20 protein-coding genes and 1 riboswitch are annotated in these 22,602 nt (G+C 41.4%); of the genes, 11 read left to right on the top strand and 9 right to left on the bottom strand.

The features are described 5' to 3' along the window. Positions 1–6 precede the first annotated feature (6 nt). The gene (locus tag ACH3Z1_RS04145; protein ID WP_490820591.1) at positions 7–1,050 is read right to left on the bottom strand and encodes a nucleoid-associated protein; all 1,044 of its coding nucleotides are present in this window, start codon (positions 1,048–1,050) and stop codon (positions 7–9) included. Positions 1,051–1,320: 270 nt separating this feature from the next. After that, positions 1,321–1,433: riboswitch (SAM riboswitch) on the top strand. Positions 1,434–1,650: 217 nt separating this feature from the next. On the opposite strand from ACH3Z1_RS04145, the gene ACH3Z1_RS04140 reads away from it, so the two are divergent. The 10 genes from ACH3Z1_RS04140 (at position 1,651) to ACH3Z1_RS04095 (ending at position 15,249) form a co-directional block, all read left to right on the top strand. Then, a complete protein-coding gene (locus tag ACH3Z1_RS04140; protein ID WP_490820590.1) occupies positions 1,651–2,388 on the top strand; it encodes a phosphoadenylyl-sulfate reductase in 738 nt (245 codons plus the stop codon). Between the two features lie 84 nt (positions 2,389–2,472). Next, complete coding sequence (cysD, locus tag ACH3Z1_RS04135; protein ID WP_490820589.1) at positions 2,473–3,381, top strand: sulfate adenylyltransferase subunit CysD; 909 nt, start codon at positions 2,473–2,475, stop codon at positions 3,379–3,381. A gap of 10 nt (positions 3,382–3,391) precedes the next feature. After that, the gene (locus tag ACH3Z1_RS04130; protein ID WP_490820588.1) at positions 3,392–4,636 is read left to right on the top strand and encodes a sulfate adenylyltransferase subunit 1; all 1,245 of its coding nucleotides are present in this window, start codon (positions 3,392–3,394) and stop codon (positions 4,634–4,636) included. A 2-nt stretch (positions 4,637–4,638) separates the two neighbouring features. Continuing rightward, a complete protein-coding gene (locus ACH3Z1_RS04125; protein ID WP_490820587.1) occupies positions 4,639–5,472 on the top strand; it encodes a serine O-acetyltransferase in 834 nt (277 codons plus the stop codon). Between the two features lie 10 nt (positions 5,473–5,482). Continuing rightward, complete coding sequence (gene cysK, locus ACH3Z1_RS04120; RefSeq protein WP_490820586.1) at positions 5,483–6,394, top strand: cysteine synthase A; 912 nt, start codon at positions 5,483–5,485, stop codon at positions 6,392–6,394. 76 nt (positions 6,395–6,470) lie between these two features. Continuing rightward, positions 6,471–7,325, top strand: a complete 855-nt coding sequence (cobA, locus tag ACH3Z1_RS04115; RefSeq protein WP_490820585.1) for a uroporphyrinogen-III C-methyltransferase — start codon at positions 6,471–6,473, stop codon at positions 7,323–7,325. After that, positions 7,309–9,000 carry a diflavin oxidoreductase gene (locus tag ACH3Z1_RS04110; protein WP_490820584.1) on the top strand — a complete coding sequence of 564 codons (1,692 nt, stop codon included), beginning with the start codon at positions 7,309–7,311 and terminating at the stop codon, positions 8,998–9,000. The genes cobA and ACH3Z1_RS04110 overlap by 17 nt, the downstream gene beginning before the upstream one ends. 45 nt (positions 9,001–9,045) lie before the next feature. Then, positions 9,046–10,707 (top strand): assimilatory sulfite reductase (NADPH) hemoprotein subunit, encoded by a 1,662-nt coding sequence (gene cysI, locus ACH3Z1_RS04105; protein ID WP_490820583.1) that lies wholly within the window; start codon positions 9,046–9,048, stop codon positions 10,705–10,707. Positions 10,708–10,858: 151 nt separating this feature from the next. Beyond that, on the top strand, positions 10,859–13,711 hold the full coding sequence (locus ACH3Z1_RS04100; protein ID WP_490820582.1) for a TonB-dependent receptor: 2,853 nt from the start codon (positions 10,859–10,861) through the stop codon (positions 13,709–13,711). 8 nt (positions 13,712–13,719) lie between these two features. Beyond that, positions 13,720–15,249, top strand: a complete 1,530-nt coding sequence (locus ACH3Z1_RS04095; protein WP_490820581.1) for a TSUP family transporter — start codon at positions 13,720–13,722, stop codon at positions 15,247–15,249. 278 nt (positions 15,250–15,527) lie between these two features. On the opposite strand, the gene ACH3Z1_RS04090 is transcribed toward ACH3Z1_RS04095, so the two are convergent. Then, the gene (locus ACH3Z1_RS04090; RefSeq protein WP_490820580.1) at positions 15,528–16,070 is read right to left on the bottom strand and encodes a hypothetical protein; all 543 of its coding nucleotides are present in this window, start codon (positions 16,068–16,070) and stop codon (positions 15,528–15,530) included. Positions 16,071–16,374: 304 nt separating this feature from the next. On the opposite strand from ACH3Z1_RS04090, the gene ACH3Z1_RS04085 reads away from it, so the two are divergent. Then, positions 16,375–16,809 (top strand): DUF1003 domain-containing protein, encoded by a 435-nt coding sequence (locus ACH3Z1_RS04085; protein WP_490820579.1) that lies wholly within the window; start codon positions 16,375–16,377, stop codon positions 16,807–16,809. 6 nt (positions 16,810–16,815) lie between these two features. Here the strand turns inward: ACH3Z1_RS04085 and ACH3Z1_RS04080 are convergent, their stop codons facing one another. From ACH3Z1_RS04080 to ACH3Z1_RS04050, 7 genes are all read right to left on the bottom strand, one after another. Then, positions 16,816–17,319 (bottom strand): DUF6691 family protein, encoded by a 504-nt coding sequence (locus tag ACH3Z1_RS04080; protein ID WP_490820578.1) that lies wholly within the window; start codon positions 17,317–17,319, stop codon positions 16,816–16,818. Positions 17,320–17,328: 9 nt separating this feature from the next. After that, positions 17,329–17,892, bottom strand: a complete 564-nt coding sequence (locus ACH3Z1_RS04075) for a YeeE/YedE family protein (protein WP_490820577.1) — start codon at positions 17,890–17,892, stop codon at positions 17,329–17,331. 67 nt (positions 17,893–17,959) lie between these two features. Next, positions 17,960–18,934, bottom strand: a complete 975-nt coding sequence (locus ACH3Z1_RS04070) for a c-type cytochrome (protein ID WP_490820576.1) — start codon at positions 18,932–18,934, stop codon at positions 17,960–17,962. Between the two features lie 86 nt (positions 18,935–19,020). Further along, positions 19,021–19,302, bottom strand: coding sequence for a rhodanese-like domain-containing protein (locus tag ACH3Z1_RS04065; protein ID WP_490820575.1), 282 nt, complete (start codon positions 19,300–19,302; stop codon positions 19,021–19,023). Between the two features lie 3 nt (positions 19,303–19,305). Further along, positions 19,306–20,724, bottom strand: coding sequence for an MBL fold metallo-hydrolase (locus tag ACH3Z1_RS04060; protein ID WP_490820574.1), 1,419 nt, complete (start codon positions 20,722–20,724; stop codon positions 19,306–19,308). A 303-nt stretch (positions 20,725–21,027) separates the two neighbouring features. After that, positions 21,028–21,840, bottom strand: a complete 813-nt coding sequence (locus tag ACH3Z1_RS04055; RefSeq protein ID WP_490820573.1) for a sulfite exporter TauE/SafE family protein — start codon at positions 21,838–21,840, stop codon at positions 21,028–21,030. A gap of 57 nt (positions 21,841–21,897) precedes the next feature. Continuing rightward, positions 21,898–22,548: a Crp/Fnr family transcriptional regulator gene (locus ACH3Z1_RS04050; RefSeq protein WP_490820572.1), complete on the bottom strand. Its 651-nt coding sequence runs from the start codon at positions 22,546–22,548 to the stop codon at positions 21,898–21,900. Positions 22,549–22,602 lie beyond the last annotated feature (54 nt).

The raw sequence follows: 22,602 nt of genomic DNA, 5'->3' as shown, positions 1-22,602 counted from the left end.
TCCCCCTTAGCTCTCTTCGTCAAAATAGAGCTTGTAATAATGCTTGCCACTCATTTCATCATATCCTTTTTCAATCAGGTCTTTTCTGCCGTGGATATATACGTGAAAGTTTTTGTCGAGCTTTAATACACTTTTAAAAATACGCTGCTGTTTTTTTACGGCTGCCAGATGAATATCGAAACTGTCTTCAATATTCACCTGTCTGGCTACTTCATATTGTTGTTTGTATTGGGTAAAGCTGTCAATCACTTCCGGATGATGTAATACTTCTTCCGCAAACTCCGTCAGGTTAAAAGATTCTTTGGAACTGAAGTATTCCATGCTGCGGTTCAGGTAATCGATCTGGTCACTTTTGCTGACATCAAATTTTTCATTCAATTCATTACTGATAAACAGTTTGCACATGCCCAGCGTATCATTTGTGTGGTGGTAGCTGTTGGCAGATCTGGTCACCTGTAAAAAATCAGAAACCCAGTATTGTGTGTCCTGTTTGTTGGTATTGTCTACCACGCAAACCACATAACCCTCTTCTCTGTTCTTTTTAAAAATCAAACAGCCTTTATCAAGTTTGTTGATGTTTACTCCATCTTCCGCAATCACTTCCCAGCTTTGACCATGCGGAAATACTTTTAAAAAGGTTTCCTTGGTTTCACTTTTGAATAAACCAATGGCATCCACATATTCGGTACCAAAAGGAACATTGCTGAAACGGGTAACATATAGTTCACCTTCTTTTACCCTTGCATGGGTGCTTTTCTGGTATAAAAAAGAAGCCAGTAAGGCAGATTGGGAAACAAAGCTTTTGGGATCATCAAAAATGCCATTCACATACTGGTACACTTCATTCAGCTCCAGGCTGCTGATATGGGTAAACTGGTATTGTTCATGTTCGTTAAAGGGTGAAAGAAAATACCTGGTGAGAAGACCTCTGACGATTTCATCGTTCAATGTTAAAGGGTTTACGGAGAGTTTCAATTCCTCACCCCTGGTAGGGTTACCCACTTTATGCAGGATCACCTGCTCTAATTGTACACTATCAATCTGAGTCATGCCGCAAAGTAAAACATCTCTTGCAGTTGGAGCAGGTTTTTGCTATTAGCTGTTAGGCGTTAGCAGTTGTTTAGAGGGTGTGCATGACTAGTGGTTTGTATCGGGTGGTTCACCGATTAATAAAAACCATCACTTTTAACAGTTAACCCTAACAGCCAATAGCTAATAGCTAACTGCTAACCCCCTAAATTGACATTTCTTTTACAAAAAAGTCTACTTATTTAGTAGGGAATATAATTTTCCCCCTATCTTTGTATTCGTTCTTATACATTCTTATCAAGAAAGGCGGAGGGAATTGGCCCTGTGAAGCCTTGGCAACCACTCTTATTTTATTGGAGCAAGGTGCCAAATCCGGTCCCGTCTCAGGCGGGATGAGATAAGTCAGTGTTCTTATACGTATACAGCAACTGTAATAATACAAGGCATTCTGACTGAGCATCGGGTGCCTTTTTTTATACCATGTCTGGAACGATTTAACTGAGCGTATGCAATTCAACAAAATGACACCATTATCAATGATTCACAACAGATGCTGTTGTTGTACCTGTAAATAGGTTACTGATACTTGCCTGCCCGCTTTCATCGATCCAAACAAAAATTATGTCACAAGTTCTCCATAGCAGCATAGCTGCGGATTTACAGCAAAAACTCCGGGACTATTCTCCTAAAGAAGCCATTGCTTTTCTGGCAGAAGCTTATCCGGATGCGGTTACTTTTTCCACCAGTTTCAGTTACGAGGACCAGGTGATTACAGATATTATACAAACCAATCATTTACCGGTATCCTTGTTTACACTCGATACAGGTCGTCTTTTTCCTGAAACCTATAGTACCTGGAGCCGCACACTGGAATTTTATAAAACCAGTATCAAAGCATATTACCCGGATGCACAGGCATTGTCTGCATACATTGAAACCAATGGTCCCAATGCCTTTTACGATTCACCGGAACTGAGATCAGCCTGTTGTAATATCCGGAAAGTCATACCCCTGAAAAAAGCATTATCAGGCAATGCCATCTGGATCACAGGTCTGCGGGCAGAACATTCACCTGCAAGGCAGGACCTTACATCGATTGAATGGGATGCATCGAACCAGATCATAAAATATCACCCCTTACTTAGCTGGACAACAGAAGAAGTAAAACAATATATCCATCAGAAAGCCATTCCATATAATCCTTTACACGACAAAGGTTTTGTGAGTATTGGTTGTGCACCTTGTACAAGGGCCATTAAACCGGGAGAGGATTTCAGGGCAGGTCGCTGGTGGTGGGAAGACAATAGCAAAAAAGAATGCGGATTGCATTCACATGAAATGAGCCATAACAAATCATGATAACAACAGAAATATTTATTGGCGAATTGCATGTGGCCAACATCAATAGAAATAAACACATGAAAACTTAAAAAAAGCAGAAGCATGAGTGCGTACAGATTAGATTATCTCGATCAGCTCGAATCGGAAGCCATACATATACTGCGCGAAGTGGCTGGCCAGTTTGAAAAACCGGCTTTATTGTTTAGTGGCGGTAAAGATTCCATTACGCTGGTGCACCTGGCTTTGAAAGCATTTCGTCCGGGTAAGTTTCCTTTCCCACTGGTGCATATTGATACAGGCCATAATTTTCCCGAGGCTTTACAGTTCAGAGATGAGCTGGCAGCCACAATTGGAGAAAAATTAGTGGTACGAAAAGTGGAAGATACCATCAAGTCAAGACAGCTCACTGAACCCAAAGGAAAATTTGCCAGCAGAAATGCTTTACAGACCTACACTTTACTCGATACGATAGAGGAATTTGGTTTTGATGCCTGTATCGGCGGTGCGAGACGTGATGAAGAAAAAGCGAGGGCCAAGGAAAGAATATTTTCAGTGAGAGATGAGTTTGGTCAGTGGAACCCCAAACTGCAACGCCCCGAATTATGGAACACTTATAACGGCCGAATCAGCAAAGGAGAAAATGTACGCGTGTTCCCCATCAGTAACTGGACGGAACTGGATATATGGAATTATATCAGGCGAGAAAATATTGCATTGCCTTCCATCTACTTTGCGCATGAGCGTACCGTGTTGGAACATGAGGGACAGCTTATTGCTTTATCTGAATTCATACAACTGGATGATACAGATTCGGTGGTTACCAAAAAAGTACGATACCGCACAGTGGGTGATATGACCTGTACCGCTGCAGTGGAATCAAATGCTTCCGGTATTGATGATATCATCAGGGAAATCACCGCAACTAAAACCAGTGAACGTGGTGAAACAAGAATTGATGATAAAGTAAGCGAAGCGGCAATGGAAGACAGAAAAAAGAATGGTTATTTCTAAAACAAAACAAATGGACTTACTCCGATTTATAACAGCAGGTAGTGTAGATGACGGGAAATCGACCCTGATAGGCCGTTTATTGTTCGACAGTAAATCGATCATGATCGATCACCTTGAAGCACTGGAAAAACAAAGTAAAAACAAGGAAGATGGTGAGATTGATCTCGCACTGCTTACCGATGGTTTAAGAGCCGAAAGAGAACAGGGCATTACCATTGATGTGGCCTATAAATATTTTGCTACCCCCAAACGGAAATTTATCATCGCCGATGCACCTGGTCATATCCAGTACACCCGGAACATGGTAACGGGCGCATCCAACTCCGATCTTGCTATTATTCTCATCGATGCAAGACATGGTGTGGTTGAACAAACAAGAAGACACTCCATCATTGCTTCATTGTTAAATATCCCGCATATAGTGGTGGCCATTAATAAAATGGACCTGGTGCAATACTCGCAGGATGTGTACAATAATATTGTGATTGATTATGCAGAAGTAGCCAAAAAACTGGGGTTGAAAGATGTACGTTATATCCCTATCAGCGCATTGAATGGAGATAATATTGTAGAGAAGACAGTAGCACTTGGCTGGTACGAAGGTCCTTCCTTGCTCGATATTCTTGAGACGGTAGAACTTGACAATGATATCGACTTAGTAAGAGCCCGTTTTCCGGTACAATATGTTATACGCCCGCAAACAGAAGAACTGCACGATTACCGGGGCTATGCCGGGAAAATCAACAGCGGGATCTACAAAAAAGGAGACCCGGTAACCATATTACCAGCCGGCACCAGCAGCACCATCAAAGCCATTGAGCATAATGGCAAAGAAGTGGATGAAGCATTTGCACCGCAAAGCGTTGTGATACATCTTGAAGATGATATTGATATCAGCCGTGGCGACCTGATTGTTAAAAAAGAGCACCAGCCCAAAGTGGCCAATGAAATAGAAGCTTTGCTATGCTGGATGGATCATAAAGCATTGGTGCCTGGCAATAAATATTTGTTACAGATCAACAGTAAGCAAGTGCGTTCGGTGGTAAAAGAAGTGAGCTATAAACTGGATGTTCACTCTCTGGAGCAAATTGCTTCACCCGAAACCGTGGCTCTCAATGATATTGTAAAAGTGATCATTAAAACAGCCAGTCCGGTAGCGTATGATGCTTACCAGGAGCTGAGAACCAATGGTGGCGCTATTTTAATTGATGAAACAAGTCATGTAACCGTTGGGGCCTGCATGATTCAATCATAACTATGGCAGAAGATATTTTTATACAACAGTTGTTTCAGCGAAACCGGAAAGCGTATCATGCTTTTCCTGATAAGGCACTGGCAGAAAATTTTATGGATGATCTGTTTAATTTTTTGTTCGGGTCTTACGAAAAGAAGTTCAATTCGGTAGAGAAACTGTCGGGGGAGTATGATGAAATACGTCATACTTTTTCTGCGATCTTGTTTGAACTCCTGCGGGATGAGAACAAGGTGAAAGAACATACTAATTCTTTTTTCAATGCTTTGCCTGCTATTTATGAGGCATTACTGAAAGATGCAGATGCAGTATTGGCTTTTGATCCGGCAGCAGAATCGATTGAAGAAGTGCTGGTGGCATATCCCGGCTTTTATGCAACAGCCATTTATCGTTTGTCTAATCAGTTATACCGCCAGCAGATTAAAACATTACCACGTTTGTTTGCAGAGTATGCACATAGTAAAACGGGCATTGATATTCATCCCGGAGCCAGTATCGGTTCATCCTTTGCCATTGACCATGGAACAGGTATAGTCATTGGCGAGACCACCGTAATTGGTGAGCGCGTAAAAATATACCAGGGTGTTACATTGGGTGCATTGAATGTAGACAAGGAGCTGGCCAGCACCAAACGCCATCCAACCATTGAAGATGATGTAATTATTTATTCAGGCGCAACCATATTAGGTGGTGGAACGGTGATAGGTGCCGGCAGTATTATTGGCGGCAATATCTGGTTAACACACAGTGTGGCACCCAATTCTGTCGTGTACCATAAAAGTGAAATAAAAATAAAAGATAAAGATCCTTTTCCTGAACCGTTAAATTTTGTGATTTAAAAACAATAACATGAAAGCAAACAGCATTTTAGCCACCATTGGCAATACACCACATGTACGCATCAATAAATTATTTGGCAGTCAGCATGAAGTATGGCTAAAACTGGAAAAAAATAATCCCGGCAGCAGTATCAAAGACCGTATTGCTTTGTCGATGATTGAAGATGCAGAACAAAAAGGACTACTCAATAAAGACAGTGTGATTATTGAACCAACCAGCGGTAACACAGGCATTGGTCTGGCACTGGTAGCTGCAGTAAAAGGCTATAAAATTATACTAGTGATGCCCGAGAGCATGAGTATTGAGCGCAGAAGATTAATGGCATTATACGGAGCCGAATTTGTACTTACACCACGTGAAAAAGGTATGAAGGGTGCTATTGAAAAAGCAACTGAGTTAAGACAAAGCACACCTAATGCCTGGATGCCACAACAGTTCGATAACCCAGCCAATACAGCCATACACCGTACAACAACAGCATTGGAAATACTGGCTGATTTTCCTGATGGGCTGGATTATCTCATTACAGGTGTTGGCACCGGCGGACATATTACAGGGGTAGCTGAAATACTGAAAGAAAAATTTCCTTCACTCAAAGTATTTGCGGTAGAACCAGAGTTGTCGCCGGTATTAAGTGGTGGCGCACCATCACCCCATCCATTACAGGGAATAGGTGCCGGTTTTGTACCCTCTATTCTGAATACAGGTATCCTCGATGGTATTATACAGGTAGGAAAAGATGAAGCCTATGCTTATGCACAAAGAGCTGCGAAAGAAGAAGGTATTTTATTGGGTGTTTCCTCGGGTGCTTCACTGGCAGCGGTCGCCAAAAAACTACCGGAACTGCCGGCAGGTTCTACCGTACTCACTTTTAACTATGATACCGGCGAAAGATATTTATCGATTGAAGGATTATTCTAAATCTACATCCCGGCTCCTGATTTAAATCCGAAGCCAGGATTTTTTTTGCAACAGTAATCTACTAAAAAGGTAGACAATGAAAGAACAACAAACATATGGTAAAGTAATCCTTGCATCAGCAGGTCCCGGTGATCCGGAACTGGTGACGGTTAAAACCGCCCGCTGGCTCGAACGTGCAGATATAGTGCTGACAGATCGTTTGGTGAGTCCGGATATTCTCAACAGTTATGTCAATCCAAACGCAGAGATTATTTATGTTGGAAAGCAATGTCGCAGAGGGGTATCAACACCGCAGCAAACCATTAATGAATTATTGGTGGAATATGCAGCGAAGCATACAGTGGTGGTTCGTTTAAAAGGTGGTGATACCAGTATATTCTCCAATGTGCTCGATGAACTTGAAACACTGGTGCAACACAATATACCTTATGAAATTGTTCCCGGCGTTACCGCTGCGTTGGGTGCTGCAGCATACGCAGGTATTCCATTAACAGCAAGAGGACTTTCTGTCGGCGTTCGGTTCCTTACGTATTATAAATCGGATATCGTAAAAGCAGCAACCTGGAAAGAATTGGCGCATACCGATGATACACTGGTATTTTATATGTCGGGAGAAACCTTGTCAACAGTGGTAGCGCAGCTAACCCTGCATGGAATTGATGCATCCAAAAAACTGGCAGTCATAGAACAGGCCACCACGCCCTTACAGCAAATTCATACCTGCAATCTGTATCAGTATGCGGAGCAATTAAAAAACCAAGCATTCCGCTCACCATCACTTGTTATTATTGGTAAGGTAGTAGCCCTGCATGAACAATTTGCCTGGCTACCAAACATCCATAGTACTGAACATTATTTCACGCCACTGACAGGCAGACTCACACAGTTAGAAGAGACTTCAACCAAAAAAAGACATGTTAGCAGAGCCTAAACTGAAAATATTAGCCGATTTCATCAGCCAGTTCAATAAAGAAGAATTGATCTGGGTGAATGGTTATTTGGCGGGACTTGTAGCTGAACCGTTCCAATCAACAGCTGCAATAACCACTACGGCCAATGCAAAAAAAATAACCATCGCCTATGGAACAGAAACAGGAAACTCAAAAAAACTGGCGACCGAATTTGCATCAAAAGCCAAAAAGAGTGGTATTCAAACCAAACTGGTAAGTCTCGATCAGTATAAACCCGCGGAGTTAGCTAAAGAAGAATATTTTATCACCGTCATTAGCACACAGGGCGATGGAGAACCACCGGCAGCGGCACAAAAATTTTATGACCATATACATAATAATGGTTTTAAGCTTCCACAATTAAAATACGGTGTGCTGGCATTGGGTGATACAGCTTATCCCCTGTTTTGCAAAACCGGAGAAGATGTAGACAAACAATTACAACACTTAGGTGGACAAAGAATAGCAGGCCTGCAAAAATGTGACCTTGATTATGAAACGACCGCCCGGCAATGGTTTGATATGGTAATAGAACAATTACAGGTAAATGGAAAAACAACACCTGTAATTGCGGCGCCCGTTGAAAACAAAAAACCGACTGGTAAATTATATTACGACGGTATTGTTCAAACACATATTAATCTGACAGCAAGAGGATCATCCAAAAAGATTTATCACATTGAACTTGTAGCAGACGATGTAAGTTTTGTTTCTGGTGATTCTATTGGCATTGTTCCTGAAAACGATCCATTGCTGGTTGATCGGTTATTGCAACTGGTGTCGGTTGATGGAAATAAAACAATTACCTGGAAAAATGAAACAGCCACGATCAGAGAACTGCTGATCGCAAAAATCAATATCAGTTACCTGCTCGAGAAATCTGTTAAACAGTATGCCGGCATCAGCGGTCATGAAATTCCTCTTGCCAAAACAGATCTTTTGTCATTGTTGCAGCAATACCCGCTGCCGCAACCTGCTTTATTTGAACAGGTAATAGAAGGCTTAACACAGAATGTACCACGTATTTATAATATAGCATCTTCTCCGGCTGCACATAATGGAGAAGTCCATATCACTGTATTAAGAGATGTGTTTAAAAAAGACGAACAGGAAAAAACAGGTTTGTGTACATATTTTTTAGAAAATAAAAAAGAAGGAGACGTGGTTCGCTTTTTTATTCAGACCAATAAAAGATTTCGATTGCCCGGGCAGGATAAAGATATCATCATGATTGGACCCGGTACCGGCATTGCACCGTTCCGTTCCTTTGTTGCAGAACGCGATGCAACAGCGGCAAGTGGTAGAAACTGGTTGTTTTTTAGTGAGGACCAGTTTACCACTGATTTCCTCTACCAAACCGAATGGCAGAGCTGGTTTGAAACAGATACGTTAACAAAAGTGAGCCTGGCCTTTAAAAACGGATCTGATCATGCAGTAAGTCTGGCAGATAAAATCATACAGCAGGGAAAAGAATTGTTTGAATGGCTGGAACAAGGCGCATTTCTTTATCTCTGTGGTGAAAAAGAACCCGCAGGAAAAGCCATCGAAGAGGCCCTGCTACAGGTATTCATCAACCAAACCGGCAGCGAAGCCAGTGGAAACGCCTATTATGAAAATCTGAAAAAAGAAAACCGCTACGCCAAAGATCTCTACTAAAAAAAATCACCATTCACCATTCACCATTCACGAATTATCACTCATATGCCTGATCAAAACAAACCATCCCCCATCGAAAAAATAAAAACCTCCAGCAAAGGTCTGCGTGGTACCCTGCAAGAGAGTTTACAGGATGAGATTACAGGAGCCGTTCGTGAACAGGATCATGCGCTGATTAAGTTTCATGGTATGTATGAACAGGATGACCGCGACTTACGGGAAGAAAGGGCAGCCAAAAAATTAGATAAACTATACTCATTCATGATCAGGCTTCGTATACCGGGTGGCTATATGACAGCAGATCAGTGGGTGGCAGCGCATCATATTGCAGGCAATTATTCAACAGGGGTCATCAAAATTACGACCAGACAAACCATACAGTTGCATGGTATTCTGAAACACCAGATCAAACCAACGCTCAAAGATTTTAATGCCGTTCACCTCGATTCTATTGCGGCATGTGGTGATGTAAACAGAAATGTGGCTTGTACCAGTCACCCGTCTGAATCGCCAATTCATGCAGAAGTACATGCTTATGCGGATAAAATAAGTCGGTTGTTATTACCTAAGACAAAAGCTTTTTATGAAATATGGCTGGATGAAGAAAAAATTGCTGAGTATGATGAAACCGATCCGTTGTACCAGGATCGCTACCTGCCAAGAAAGTTTAAAATCGGTATAGCCATTCCGCCCAATAACGATGTGGATGTGTTAACCAATGACCTGGGTCTGATTGCCATCATCGAGAATGGCAAACTCATGGGTTTCAATATTGCAGTGGGTGGGGGTTTATCTACCACACATGGCAATCCGGATACCTATGCAAGACTGGCTACTGTTATTGGATTTACCGCTGGCGAAGAAAAAACACTGAAAGCGGTGTATGAAGTATTGACCATACAAAGAGATTTTGGCAATCGTTCCGATCGTAAACTGGCCCGACTTAAGTACACGCTGGATAAAATGGGTGTGGATGCATTCAGCAAAGAGCTGGAGCAGCGCTGTGGTTTTGAACTGGAAGAAGCAAAGCCATACCAGTTTACAGAAAGAATAGATCGTTATGGCTGGCTGGAAGATCAGAAAGGCAATTGGCACTATACGTTGTTTGTAGAAAATGGAAGGGTGACAGATGAAGCAGAAGTTCCGTTGAAAACGGCGCTGCTTGAACTGGCACAAACAGGCAAACTGATTTTTCGTTTTACCAGTAACCAGAACCTGATACTGAGTGAAATTCATACGGATGACAAACCGGTAATCGAAAATATCCTGGAACGTTATGGCATCACCGAAAGAGACAAGACCATCAGTGCATTGCGAAAGAATGCGATCTCCTGCGTGGCATTACCAACCTGTCCGCTGGCACTGGCAGAAGCACAGCGATACCTGCCTTCTCTCATTAATAAAATAGAACCCTTACTGGAGAAATATGCGTTGAAGGAGGAAGATATTATCACGAGAATGACAGGTTGCCCGAATGGTTGCGCGCGCCCATATGCTGCGGAAATTGGTCTGGTAGGCACAGGTCCCGGACGTTACAATCTTCATTTAGGTGGCGATCGCGAAGGCACCCGCCTGAATACCAAATACAAAGAACAACTGGATGAAACAGCCATACTGGCTGAACTGGATATCTTATTTGATCAATATCATACAAATAGAAAACAGCATGAAAGTTTTGGCGATTTTGTACAACGGGCTGTTTTATAAGAAGCCTGTATCTGAAAATGGAAAAATACTGATGTGTTACCATGCGCATCAGCATGAGCGATGTTGTAGGTGATAAAAAATAAAAAAATTTACCCTATAATCCTACTAAATTAATAGACTAGTGAAATATTTATTGTTACCTTTCATATTCATGATCATTGCTGTAACCCTTGCTGCGCAGGATATCTATACTTTATCCGGAACACTAAAAGAGGGCCAGGGAAATACACCGCTGGCAGGTGCAGTCATTCGTATCAAAAACAGTTCATCCGCTACAACCACGAAAGACGATGGTTCTTTTCAGATTAAAACCAGTGCAGCATTACCATTAACCATACAGGTATCGTCATTGGGTTATGCTACACAGGAATTTGTTATTTCGGATAAAAACGGCCCCATATCATTATCGCTGAATGTACAGAATGCATATGCAAGTCTGGTGGTAGTGACTGCATCCCGTGTTCCTGAAAACATCCTGAAATCTCCGGTGAGCATTGAGAAGTTGAGTTTATCTGCTATCAAGGAAGCAGCCGCACCAGGGTTTTATGATGCACTGGAAAACCTGAAAGGTGTACAATTAACCACATCAAGTATCACATTCAAAGTACCCAATACAAGAGGTTTTAATATTCCGAACAATTTTCGTTTTGTGCAGTTGGTAGACGGTGTTGATATACAAGCCGCCACATTGGGTGTGTCGTTGGGTAATTCGATTGGTCCTACAGAGCTTGATGTAGAGAATGTTGAAATAACTCCGGGAGCTGCATCTGCGCTCTATGGTATGAATGCGATTAACGGGATGGCCAATATCGCTACAAAAAGTCCATTCAAATATCCTGGCCTGAGTGTGTACCAGAAAACCGGCGTGAACCATGTAGATGGAAAAGACCGCAATGCATCGGTACTCACCGAAACGGCCATCCGTTATGCACATGTATGGAACCAGCAATGGGCGTTTAAAATTAATGCAGGTTATACCCATGCCACTGATTGGGTTTCCAATACACAGACAGATCAGAATCCAAACAACCTCAGTACCGCCAATCCGCAGTATGCTGAACTCAATGGTAGTGCCAATGCTGCTTATGATGCATGGAATAAATATGGTGATGAAAATAACAATGCAGTTACAGTTACAGGCATCAACTATAATGGCCCTAATAAATCTTTTATCATCAGGAGAACAGGTTACTGGGAAAAAGATCTTTCAAATCCAACGGTAGAAAACATAAAGTTTGATCTGGCATTGCATCATAAGTTTTCTACAAAAACGGAACTCTCCTACAGTTATCGTTTTGGTCAGATGGATGGCATTTTCCAGCGGGGTAATAAAATTCAATTAGACAATGCCACTGTTCAGAATCATAAGCTTGAACTGAAGTCGGGCTCATTTAGTGCACGAACTTATTTGTCACTTGAAAACACCGGCAATTCATACAATATTAAACCACTGGCAGATAACCTTGAATTGACACATCTTTCCAATAATGCATGGCGCGACAGGTTTAAAAATACTTTTCAAACAGCACTGCACAATGGCACGGGTTTGGCAGAAGCAGCATCACTGGCAAGAGCAGCGGCTGATCTCGGACGAGTAGAACCCGGCACAGCAGCTTTTAATCAGTTGAAAAATACCATTGTAGGAATTAATAACTGGGATCATGCCAATTCAGGTATTGCCGGAGCCCCGCTAACAGGTGGTGCCTGGTTAAACCAGCGCAGCAGGATGTATCACACAGATCTTCAATGGGATCTTTCCGATAAAATAAAAATTTTTAACCTGCTGGCAGGAGCCGATTATCGTTTGTATGAAGTAATACCAGACGGAAATAATTTTGTTGATTTTTCAAGAACGGCTGCCGACAGAAACAAACCATTGGCTGATGGGTCATTTGGTAAACCGGTTCGATACACAAAGTATGGGGTGTTTGTACAGGGTACAAAAACTTTTTTTGATCAGCATTTGAAGTTGGTTACATCATTACGTCTCGATAACAATCCTGAATTCTCACCCAAATTCAATCCAAGAATTTCGCTGGTTTATTCTGCCAACCAGAAACATCATATAAGGGCTTCTTTCCAAAATGGGTTCAGGTTCCCTGCTTTGTTTGAAGCTATTTCGTTTGTAAATAATGGAAATGTAAGAAGGGTTGGTGGTCTTGCTTATATCAATGAAGGACTGGGCTATCTTGATAATTCATACACACTTGCTTCTGTAAATGATTTCAATGCCGCAGTGAACAAAGATGTGGCCGCAGGCTTAACTGCAAATAATGCAGCACTTAAAAACAGGGCGATATTACAGGTAACGAGTTTACAACCCACCAGGCCCGAGCGAATCAACTCCTTCGAACTGGGTTATAAAAGTGTTTTATTTAACAATAAGCTGGTGATAGACCTTGATCTCTACACCAATGCATACAATGGGTTTCTCGGACAGGTAGAAGTAGCCGTGCCGGAAAACAATACGGTGCAGGTGGGGTCAGATGCAGCAGTTATCGCCATGCTGGCTTCTAACCGATCAAGACAAACCCGTTACAGGGTGTATACCAATGCAAGAAATCAGTATTATAATTATGGAGGAGCGTTAGGACTAATTTATAGTCTTCCCAAAAATTATATCATATCAGGTAACCTGAGCTATAATAATATTTCAGAAAACAAACAGAAAGATGTTTTTGTAACAGGATTCAATACACCCATATGGGTTACCAATATATCTTTTCGAAGCCGGGAGTTTGTAAAAAATACCGGGTTTAATATCGTCTGGAAATGGCAGGATGCATTCAATTGGGAAAGCCCACTGGCAAACGGTCCTGTAGCAGCCTTCAGTAACATCGACCTGCAGTTTACGCACCAGTTACCCGATCTGAAAACCACGATTAAGCTGGGTGGAACTAATATTTTAAATCACAGGTACATCCAATACGCAGCAGGTCCAACCATTGGTGCATTGTATTACCTGGCATTGACTTTCGATACAGGGTTTAAACCAAAATCATAGAAATGAGCATGACTGTAGAAGCAATTGAACAGAAATTATCCGGTACGGAATGTAAAGCATCCCGTACCAATCATTTATTTCCGGTTTTTATACAATTGGAAAGAATGCGGGTATTGATTGTGGGTGGTGGTCCGGTAGCGTTTGAAAAACTACAGACAGTATTAAAGAATGCACCAGCCACAAGGATAAAAATGGTGGCCAAAACTTTTGATGAAGAGCTGATTGCCTTTTCAGAAAAAAAAGAGCAGTTGGTATTGGTACAAAAAGCCTATTCTTCGGGCGATCTGTATGATGCAGATATCGTCATAGTAGCTGTGAATGATATCAATACTGCAGAAGAAATACGGAATGATGCAAAAGCCAGGAAAATATTGGTGAATGTGGCCGACAAACCTGCATTGTGCGATTTCTATCTTGGCTCAGTGGTACAGAAAGGTAATCTTAAACTGGCCATTTCTACCAATGGCAAATCGCCTACCATTGCCAAACGATTAAAAGAAACATTAAATGATGTGTTACCTTCTGAGCTTGACCAGGTGCTTGATCAGATGCAAATCATCAGGAATAAAATTGGTGGAGATTTTTCTCAGAAAGTAAAAAAACTGAATGAAATAACCACAGTACTGGCAGCAACAGATAAAAAGAACCCGACAGTTGCAGAGCAGCGATGGAAAAAAATAGCCTCTATATTTCTGTTTGCTTTCTTTTTTATGTTCGTTGGTCACCTTGTTCTTTCTTATGTACCATTTACACAACTTTTTACTCAATCAAAAGAACTGGTTGCTTCTTTGGACAGCACTTTTTACTGGATGATACTCGCAGGCTTTCTGGCGCAATTGGTTGATGGTGTATTGGGAATGGGTTATGGTGTGGTGTCGGCAACGGTATTACTTTCTCTGGGTATTAAACTGCCGGCGATCAGCGGTAGTATTCATACCGCCGAAATGTTTTCCAGTGCAGCATCGGGCTATAGTCATTATCGTTTTGGAAACGTCAACAAAAAATTATTCAAAGCATTGCTCATTCCGGGCGTACTGGGTGCAATATTAGGTGCAGTAGCTTTATCAAAATTGGCGGATAACTATTCCGGGTTTGTAAAACCATTACTTGCAGCTTACACACTTTTTCTCGGCTTGCGTATTTTAAGAACAGGATTCAAAAAAATTAATAAACCAAAGAAGTTTCGCAAGGTAGGATGGTTAGGCGCCGCGGGTGGTTTCCTTGATTCTTTTGGCGGAGGCGGATGGGGCCCACTGGTGACCAGTACATTGATCCTGAAAGGAAGAACACCCCGCTATGTGATTGGTTCCGTAAGTATTGCAGAGTTTTTTGTAACGCTGGCCAGTGCAGCCACTTTCTTTTCTTTACTGGGGATATCTCACTGGCCTGTTATTGCGGGACTGGTTATTGGAGGCATCATTGCCGCACCTATTGCTGCCAGGCTGGCTGGCAAATTGCCTTTAAAGACCATGTTTATTGCTGTAGGTATTATGGTCATTATCTGGAGTGTGAGAATACTGATTCATTCATTTTTATAAAATAAATAAAAAAGCCTTTGCGGGGAGTTCCCTGCAAAGGCTGCGTAGCGTTCGGTTTTTCAACTTCATGGATATTACCCGTTTAACTTACACTACAATAGTCAACAGGCTGATTTCGATTGTTCTTAAGATGTTTGGATTCTAAACCAGGCAATCATACAATTGTATGTATTAATTGCTGAAGCAAAGAAACACTATAATCATAGCAGATGAAATAGTGATGCTATTTAAGTTGCTGTAGCATATATACTACAAAAGGCCCGTGATTTAACGGCATTTTACCAGGAAGCTTCCGTTAAATTACCGTAGCGAACATTGCGAGCCAACTCAATTTGTACTTTTTGTACGGAATTATTGACCTGAGGGATAATGTATTGCTGTACATATCCTAAACGATTCAACTGTCGTTCATTGTAGGCCTCCAGTCCAAATTGTGACGGTCTCATATTTCCCGAATTGGTTTGGCTGGTAAAACAGGTCATATCGGTAATCAGGCTTTCATATCCTGCATTGGTAAATTTGATGGTCATGGTAAACATCACAAAAATTTGCTCCATTACCAGACCAGACTGATCATTTGTGGGGTGCATCACATAAAAACCGTATTTGCCCGTAATACTGTTAGCGGTTTCGATCATTTGTAATGGCTTTCCATTCTTAACGATTCTGAAATGATCCTCAAACTTTGATGTTTTATAATAATTCAAAAACCAGGTTTTAACCCGGTTATATTTCTCTGTTTTCGTAAGGCCTATTTCTTCTGTTTTATGATAAAATACTTTACCTGATGCGGCATCGACCGGAAAAAAAACCTGGCTCATGCTATTTAGTTGCAGGTATAAAAAGGCAAGTAACAAGAAAACTCTTTTCATAAGCTGTAGTGGCAGACAAGGTAGAAAAATAGGGGAGATCATCCAATTAGATTCAGCTTAAAAGATAAAAAATCAATCAGAATTGTATTCCACCCTGCGTAACTTCAGTTACCTCTCGTTCTCTGCGGTGAATATTCGAGTAGGTTCACCGCAGAGAACGAGAGAGCGCAGCGTTTTCGCAGGGAGGGTTATAGATGAGATAAGTAGTAACTTGATATCAGATACAATCGAATAAGCGACCTAAAAATTTTATATGAAAAAGCAACAGATCACCGAAGTGCATACCTGGCATGAACAACATTATTCTGAAAGAACTTTTGGTCAGCGGATTGCAGATGGAATATCGGAAGGAATGGGATCCTGGTCTTTTATTATTATTCAAACCATAATTGTATTGGTATGGATGGCATGTAACCTTATTGGATTTATCATGCATTGGGATCCTTACCCGTTTATTTTACTGAATCTTCTGTTCTCCACACAGGCCGCTTATGCAGCACCCATTATCATGATGTCGCAAAAAAGGCAAAATGAAAGGGATCGTTTACAGGCAATGGATGATTACCAGACCAATCTCGAAGCCAAACAGAAGATTGAAGAGTTGCAACGAAGGCTGAACAGGATTGAAGTGGATAAACTTGATAAAATACTGGCCATACTGGAATCGGGTAAATCTGCTAAATCATAAGTATGATTAATGCGGTAAACGATCCCTGAAATAACCATATACCCATGTACCTGCGATTGCACTCAATAAAACGACAATCATCACGGTAATACCCATGCCGATTTGTGCGAAAATAGGTCCGGGACATGCACCGGTAAGTGCCCAGCCCAAACCGAAAATGAGCCCGCCAATGATCTGGCCTTTATTGAATTTTTTGGGAGTGAAATGAATTTCTTCTCCATGTATGGTTGTTATTTTAAATTTTTTAATGAGCGCCACAGAAATGGCTCCGACAACCACAGCCGTTCCTATTACGCCATACATATGAAAACTCTGGAGGCGGAACATTTCCTGCATGCGAAACCAGGAAATGATTTCAGCTTTCACAAAAACAATTCCGAATAGAACACCTACTGCCAGGTATTTAAAATTGTACCACCAGGGATGTTGCTGCTCCGACTCATTAATACACATGGTATCGAGTGAGCGCACTTCAAAATCGGTTACTATTTCAGGTTGAGAAGGAGTCATTGTTTCCATTTATAATTTCATGATGAAGGGAAGGATAAGATTGGCCATTAAAAAACCACCGGCCATAAAACAACAGGTTGCCACCAACGATGGCCATTGCAGGTTACTTAAACCCATGATCGCATGCCCGCTTGTACATCCGCCTGCATAACGGGAACCAAAACCTACTAAAAAACCACCACCCACCATCATAATTAGTCCACGCACAGAAAACAAAGATTCCCATGATACCAGTTCTTTGGGTACCATACTGCTGTAGTCGCTCATGCCATAATCTTTTAACTCAGCCATCAATTCGGGATGAACAACAACGGGATTAGGATCGGGTAAACCAAAGGCAGCTATCATGGCACCAATAAGAATGCCTCCAACAAAAAACAGGTTCCAGGATTCTTTCTTCCAGTCGTACTGAAAGAAATTAATTTTTGCCGGGAAACAGGCCGCACAGACATGACGTAGGTTTGCTGAAATGCCAAAATGTTTATTCCCTAATAATAATAATATGGGAACAATCAATCCAATGATTACTCCTGCTACATACCAGGGCCAGGGATGTTGTAAAACTTCTTTCATAAAAATAATAACTGCAAAAATGCTGTTTATGATATGGCTGGAGCGTGATTCATGTCACGCCCACACACTATTGTTTTTTTGCCTGTATTATGGGTAAATAAGGACCGTATTTATGTTGTTGCTCACTAAAACTGTCTGTATAAGGACCAAAAGGATGATCAAACGGCTTTTTGGAAATATCGGGCCAGTCATGTGTTTCTGTAAAAACAGGTCTTGGTTGTGAGTTGACATAGGCAGCCAGATCCCAGGCTTGTTCATTTGTGAGCTGGTTATTATGTGTTACCTCATTAAAAGGCATATTTGATTGAACAAAGCCGGCAAAATTACTGAGACGATATAAACCTGCACCTGTATTATAACTATGGTTACCCCATAATGGCGGATATTCATAACCATTGTTTTGGACATTCATTTTTCCGTTTCCTCCTGCACCATGACAGCGTTCACAAGTAGTAGTATAAATTTTTTTACCGCGAACCGGATCGGCTGCGCGACTTAGCATCTCTGGTATTTTTATACCACTGCCTTTGGGTCGTTCGTTTTTTGCTACATCTTTTCCCACCCATTTAATATATGCTTCAATGGCCCGGAACTCTCTGCTGTTACTATCTGGTGCACTACCGTTTAAACTTCTCTCAAAACAATCACTTACACGTTTATAAATACTTTCCATACCACCACTTCTTGCCCTGAACCTTGGGTAGGTAGCTGCAACTGCTGCATAATTATTGCCATTCACTCTTTTCCCCGCATCTAAATGACAGTTCTGGCAGTTCATACCATTACTGATTTGTTGTACTGTTCCATTCGGGCCCAGGTACTTAGATGTATGAGCAATCAGCTCCTCTCCATATAAAATAAGTTCACGTGTAGTTTCATCTTTTATTGGATCGAGATAATAACTGGGTGCACGCCAACTGCTGTCTGTATGACTAAACTGATTTGAATGGCTATTACTCCGAAGCATCCAATTGGTAATAACAAAACATACCAACATCAATAATAAAAAAGCCGGCCAGTTCGATAATAGTTTCTTCAGCATGGTTAATGTTGCCAATTGCTTAAAGGTAAGAGGAATATCCATCAACAAACAGCCTGAAACTTATTTATGTGACGAACGGAACGGCCTCATTTTTTGTATTGCAGCATATCGCTCAATCCACCACCGTTGTAGACTTCTTTCAGTCCTTGCTTATGTAAAAAATTCATACCAATACCGCTTCTGTTGCCACTTCTGCAATATAAGATGACAGGGTTACCTTCTTCTTTTAACCGGGTAAGATGCTTTGGCAACTCATCCAGTGGAATGTTTATGGCGTTGGGGTAGTGTGATACACTAAATTCACTGCTTGTTCGTACATCAATAATAGTCGTGTCATTATTATTGATTATTTCCTGAATCGTTTTCATTGTTTATAATAAAGTTGTTGGACATACATAATCGCTTATCCTGAATTTTTCTGTTTCTTTCAGTGCTTTAAAACCTCCTTTAACATCAATCAGGTTATCGAAACCTCTGGCACGGAGAATAGAATTGAAAATCATGGAACGGTAGCCTCCGGCACAGTGAACGTAATAAGTTTTGTTGCGATCTATATGGCTCATACTGTCGTTGATAAAATCGAGTGGCGCATTCTCAGCATCTAAAACATGTTCACTGAGGTATTCACTGTTTTTACGTACATCCAGTATGTTTACGGTTTCTTCTTCCATAATGAGGGCTAACTCTTCTGCACTTACAGAGCGAATCTGATCTACTTCTTTACCAGCATTTCTCCAGCTGGCGAATCCACCTTTCAAATAGCCGATGGTAAAATCATATCCCACTCTTGCTAAACGGGTTATTACTTCTTCTTCTCTTCCTTTGTCGGTAACCAGCAATATTTCCTGTTTGATGTCTGGTATCATGGCACCTACCCATGGAGCAAAATTGCCATCGATACCGATGTTGATGGAATTGGGAATAAAACCTGCAGCAAATGTTTGTGGGTCGCGGGTATCGAGGATTAATGCACCCGTTTCATTGGCAGCAGCTTCAAATGCTTGGGTACTCAGTGCATGCTGACCTCTTTCCAGCACCGTATCAATGCTGTCGTAACCATGTATATTCATCATGACATTTAATGGGAAATAAGCAGGCGGCGCAACCAGACCATTGGTTACTTCGCTGATAAACTCTTCTTTAGTCATATCGGGTCTCAATGCATAATTGGTTTGCTTTTGATGACCTAAAGTATCTGTTGTTTCCTTGCTCATGTTTTTACCACAGGCGCTACCGGCACCATGTGCGGGATATACAATGATATCATCCGGTAAAGACATGATTTTATTTCTCAGTGAATCAAATAAATAACCAGCCAGTATATCCTGGGTAAGTTCTGCTTTAACTTTCTGTGCAAGATCAGGACGACCTACATCACCAATAAACAATGTATCTCCGCTGAATAAGCCCACAGCTTTTCCTGATGCATCTTTTAACAGGTAGCAGGTACTTTCCATGGTGTGTCCGGGTGTATGCAATACCAGAATAGTTGCATCACCCACTTTCAATTCTTCACCATCTTTAGCAGCATAGAAATCAAAATCGGGTTTAGCATTCGGACCATACACAATTTTAGCACCGGTTTTTTTGGCGAGGTCCAGATGACCTGACACAAAATCGGCATGGAAATGTGTTTCCAGTACATACTTTATTTTGGCGCCATTGCGTTCGGCTTTCTGAATATAAGGAGCCACTTCCCTGAGTGGGTCGATTACTACAGCTTCGCCATTACTTTCAATATAATATGCGCCCTGAGCGAGACATCCGGTATAAATTTGTTCAACTATCATATTGGTTTGTTTTATTTGATATGGCAAAATTGGTTTGTTTGACTTCTTTTTTTCGTGATCTGTATCACGATGATGATCTTTTAACAATCTCTCTGCGCAAACTCCCTGTTCTCTTTTCTCTGCGGTGGGGTTCCTCACGTCACCCCGACGAAGGAAGAAACCGCAGAGAAATCTGAGTTGTAAAATTGAAAAGAGTAATCGAGTAAAAACGTGATATTCGTCACATTCAAAACTGCTCTTTGTCATAAATCGGAAAGGCCCACATCGCTGCAGGCCTCTCACTTATTGGGGGGTATAAAAAAACTAGTGTGATGAAACGCCTGGGAAGACGATTTCTTTCATAATAATATAAACACCCATTACCAGTACAAACCAGCCAAATCCTTTTTTCAGTTTGTTGCCGTCTATTTTTAAACTGATACGGTTACCAATAAAAATTCCACCAATGGCTAAGGCTGTTACTGAAACCAGTAGAGACCAGTTCATTTGAAAATGGGAGAGATCTCCGGTAAAACCAATCAACGATTTAGCTGCAATGATCAGCAGCGATGTACCAACAGCCTGCTTCATCGGCAGCTTACTTAATAATACCAGTGCAGGGATGATTAAAAATCCGCCACCGGCACCTACCAATCCTGTTAAGATACCTACAACTGCTCCTTCCACCAGAATCAATGGGTAATTGAATTGTTGCAGACCTGTTTCTTTTTCTTCTGTTTTCAGCTTTTCGCGAATCATGGAAACAGAAGCAAAGAGCATGAGTACTGCAAACAAAAGCATCATCAGAATGGATCGCGTTACTATAAAATCTCCAATGACAAATACTTCTTTGGGAATGAGCGGAACAATAAACTTGCGTGTAGCAAAAACCGCCGCTATAGAAGGAATACCAAATATGATAGCGGTTTTGAGGTTGATAAAACCTTGTTTATATTTTGGGAATGCTCCTACCAGGCTCGACAAACCAACAATAAAAAGTGAATAGGCGGTAGCAAGCACTGGTTCTATTCCAAAAAGATAAACAAGAACGGGTACCGTTAAAATAGACCCACCGCCCCCTATCAATCCTAGAGAAATGCCAATAATCAATGATGCGATATAACCCGCTATTTCCATTTTTTCAATTGTGGGAGCAAAGTTGCGGCCATAAGCCGGGTCATTTCGTGATATTTATCACGAACTCCATTTTTGCAGATCAACTATTTCAATATGCGATTTATGCTGTTTGATCATGCCTTTTTCTGTGAGCTTCTTCATCAGCCTTGAAATCACTTCACGCGATGAATTAAGTTCCTGGGCTATTTCCGTAAATGAAATACCCAACATATTCGATTTTGTGGTGTCCTGGTGTTGTTTCAGGTAAAATACAAGACGTTCATCCATATTCCTGAAAGCAATATGGTCAATGGTCTGTAGCATATCTTCAAAGCGGTCGCGATAACTGCTTACCACAAAATGATACCAGCTTTTATGATTGGCCATCCACTGATCCATATAGGTTAATGGGATGGCGATTACTTCTGTTTTGCTCACGGTTTTAGCCATAATATGGCTGGTTTCCTGTTTAATAGCACAAACCATGGAAAGGGCACAGGCCTGGCCAGGTTGGAGGTAATACATAAAGAATTCATTGCCCTCTTCATCTTCCCTGAAAATTTTAATGAGCCCCGAAAGCACCAGCATGGTAGAACGTATATTCTGCCCCGTTTTCATGAGCACATCACCCGGTTCAAATTCTTTTACTTCTCCAACAGCAGCAATCTGCTCCTGTAAATCCTTTTCAAAGAAGGGGAAATGTTTTTGTATGATCTCGATTGGTATCATAAATACAAGTTAGGCAATCTGCAAATCTAAACCGATAAAAAAGCAGTGCTGTGA

Source organism: Sediminibacterium sp. FW305-C-49 (assembly GCF_058231085.1).
The sequence above is the reverse complement of the archived record's forward strand: the minus strand, read 5'-3'. Positions and strand labels throughout refer to the sequence as shown.

What these genes read in the sequence shown, in the direction of transcription:
- ACH3Z1_RS04080 (WP_490820578.1), bottom strand. Translation starts at nt 17,319, where the DNA reads ATGACTCCTTCTCAACCTGAAATAGTAACCGATTTTGAAGTGCGCTCA.
- ACH3Z1_RS04075 (WP_490820577.1), bottom strand. Translation starts at nt 17,892, where the DNA reads ATGAAAGAAGTTTTACAACATCCCTGGCCCTGGTATGTAGCAGGAGTA.
- cysD (WP_490820589.1), top strand. Translation starts at nt 2,473, where the DNA reads ATGAGTGCGTACAGATTAGATTATCTCGATCAGCTCGAATCGGAAGCC.
- ACH3Z1_RS04110 (WP_490820584.1), top strand. Translation starts at nt 7,309, where the DNA reads ATGTTAGCAGAGCCTAAACTGAAAATATTAGCCGATTTCATCAGCCAG.
- ACH3Z1_RS04070 (WP_490820576.1), bottom strand. Translation starts at nt 18,934, where the DNA reads ATGCTGAAGAAACTATTATCGAACTGGCCGGCTTTTTTATTATTGATG.
- cobA (WP_490820585.1), top strand. Translation starts at nt 6,471, where the DNA reads ATGAAAGAACAACAAACATATGGTAAAGTAATCCTTGCATCAGCAGGT.
- cysK (WP_490820586.1), top strand. Translation starts at nt 5,483, where the DNA reads ATGAAAGCAAACAGCATTTTAGCCACCATTGGCAATACACCACATGTA.
- ACH3Z1_RS04065 (WP_490820575.1), bottom strand. Translation starts at nt 19,302, where the DNA reads ATGAAAACGATTCAGGAAATAATCAATAATAATGACACGACTATTATT.
- ACH3Z1_RS04100 (WP_490820582.1), top strand. Translation starts at nt 10,859, where the DNA reads ATGATCATTGCTGTAACCCTTGCTGCGCAGGATATCTATACTTTATCC.
- ACH3Z1_RS04055 (WP_490820573.1), bottom strand. Translation starts at nt 21,840, where the DNA reads ATGGAAATAGCGGGTTATATCGCATCATTGATTATTGGCATTTCTCTA.
- ACH3Z1_RS04125 (WP_490820587.1), top strand. Translation starts at nt 4,639, where the DNA reads ATGGCAGAAGATATTTTTATACAACAGTTGTTTCAGCGAAACCGGAAA.
- ACH3Z1_RS04050 (WP_490820572.1), bottom strand. Translation starts at nt 22,548, where the DNA reads ATGATACCAATCGAGATCATACAAAAACATTTCCCCTTCTTTGAAAAG.
- ACH3Z1_RS04060 (WP_490820574.1), bottom strand. Translation starts at nt 20,724, where the DNA reads ATGATAGTTGAACAAATTTATACCGGATGTCTCGCTCAGGGCGCATAT.
- ACH3Z1_RS04140 (WP_490820590.1), top strand. Translation starts at nt 1,651, where the DNA reads ATGTCACAAGTTCTCCATAGCAGCATAGCTGCGGATTTACAGCAAAAA.
- ACH3Z1_RS04090 (WP_490820580.1), bottom strand. Translation starts at nt 16,070, where the DNA reads ATGAGCCAGGTTTTTTTTCCGGTCGATGCCGCATCAGGTAAAGTATTT.
- ACH3Z1_RS04095 (WP_490820581.1), top strand. Translation starts at nt 13,720, where the DNA reads ATGACTGTAGAAGCAATTGAACAGAAATTATCCGGTACGGAATGTAAA.
- cysI (WP_490820583.1), top strand. Translation starts at nt 9,046, where the DNA reads ATGCCTGATCAAAACAAACCATCCCCCATCGAAAAAATAAAAACCTCC.
- ACH3Z1_RS04130 (WP_490820588.1), top strand. Translation starts at nt 3,392, where the DNA reads ATGGACTTACTCCGATTTATAACAGCAGGTAGTGTAGATGACGGGAAA.
- ACH3Z1_RS04145 (WP_490820591.1), bottom strand. Translation starts at nt 1,050, where the DNA reads ATGACTCAGATTGATAGTGTACAATTAGAGCAGGTGATCCTGCATAAA.
- ACH3Z1_RS04085 (WP_490820579.1), top strand. Translation starts at nt 16,375, where the DNA reads ATGAAAAAGCAACAGATCACCGAAGTGCATACCTGGCATGAACAACAT.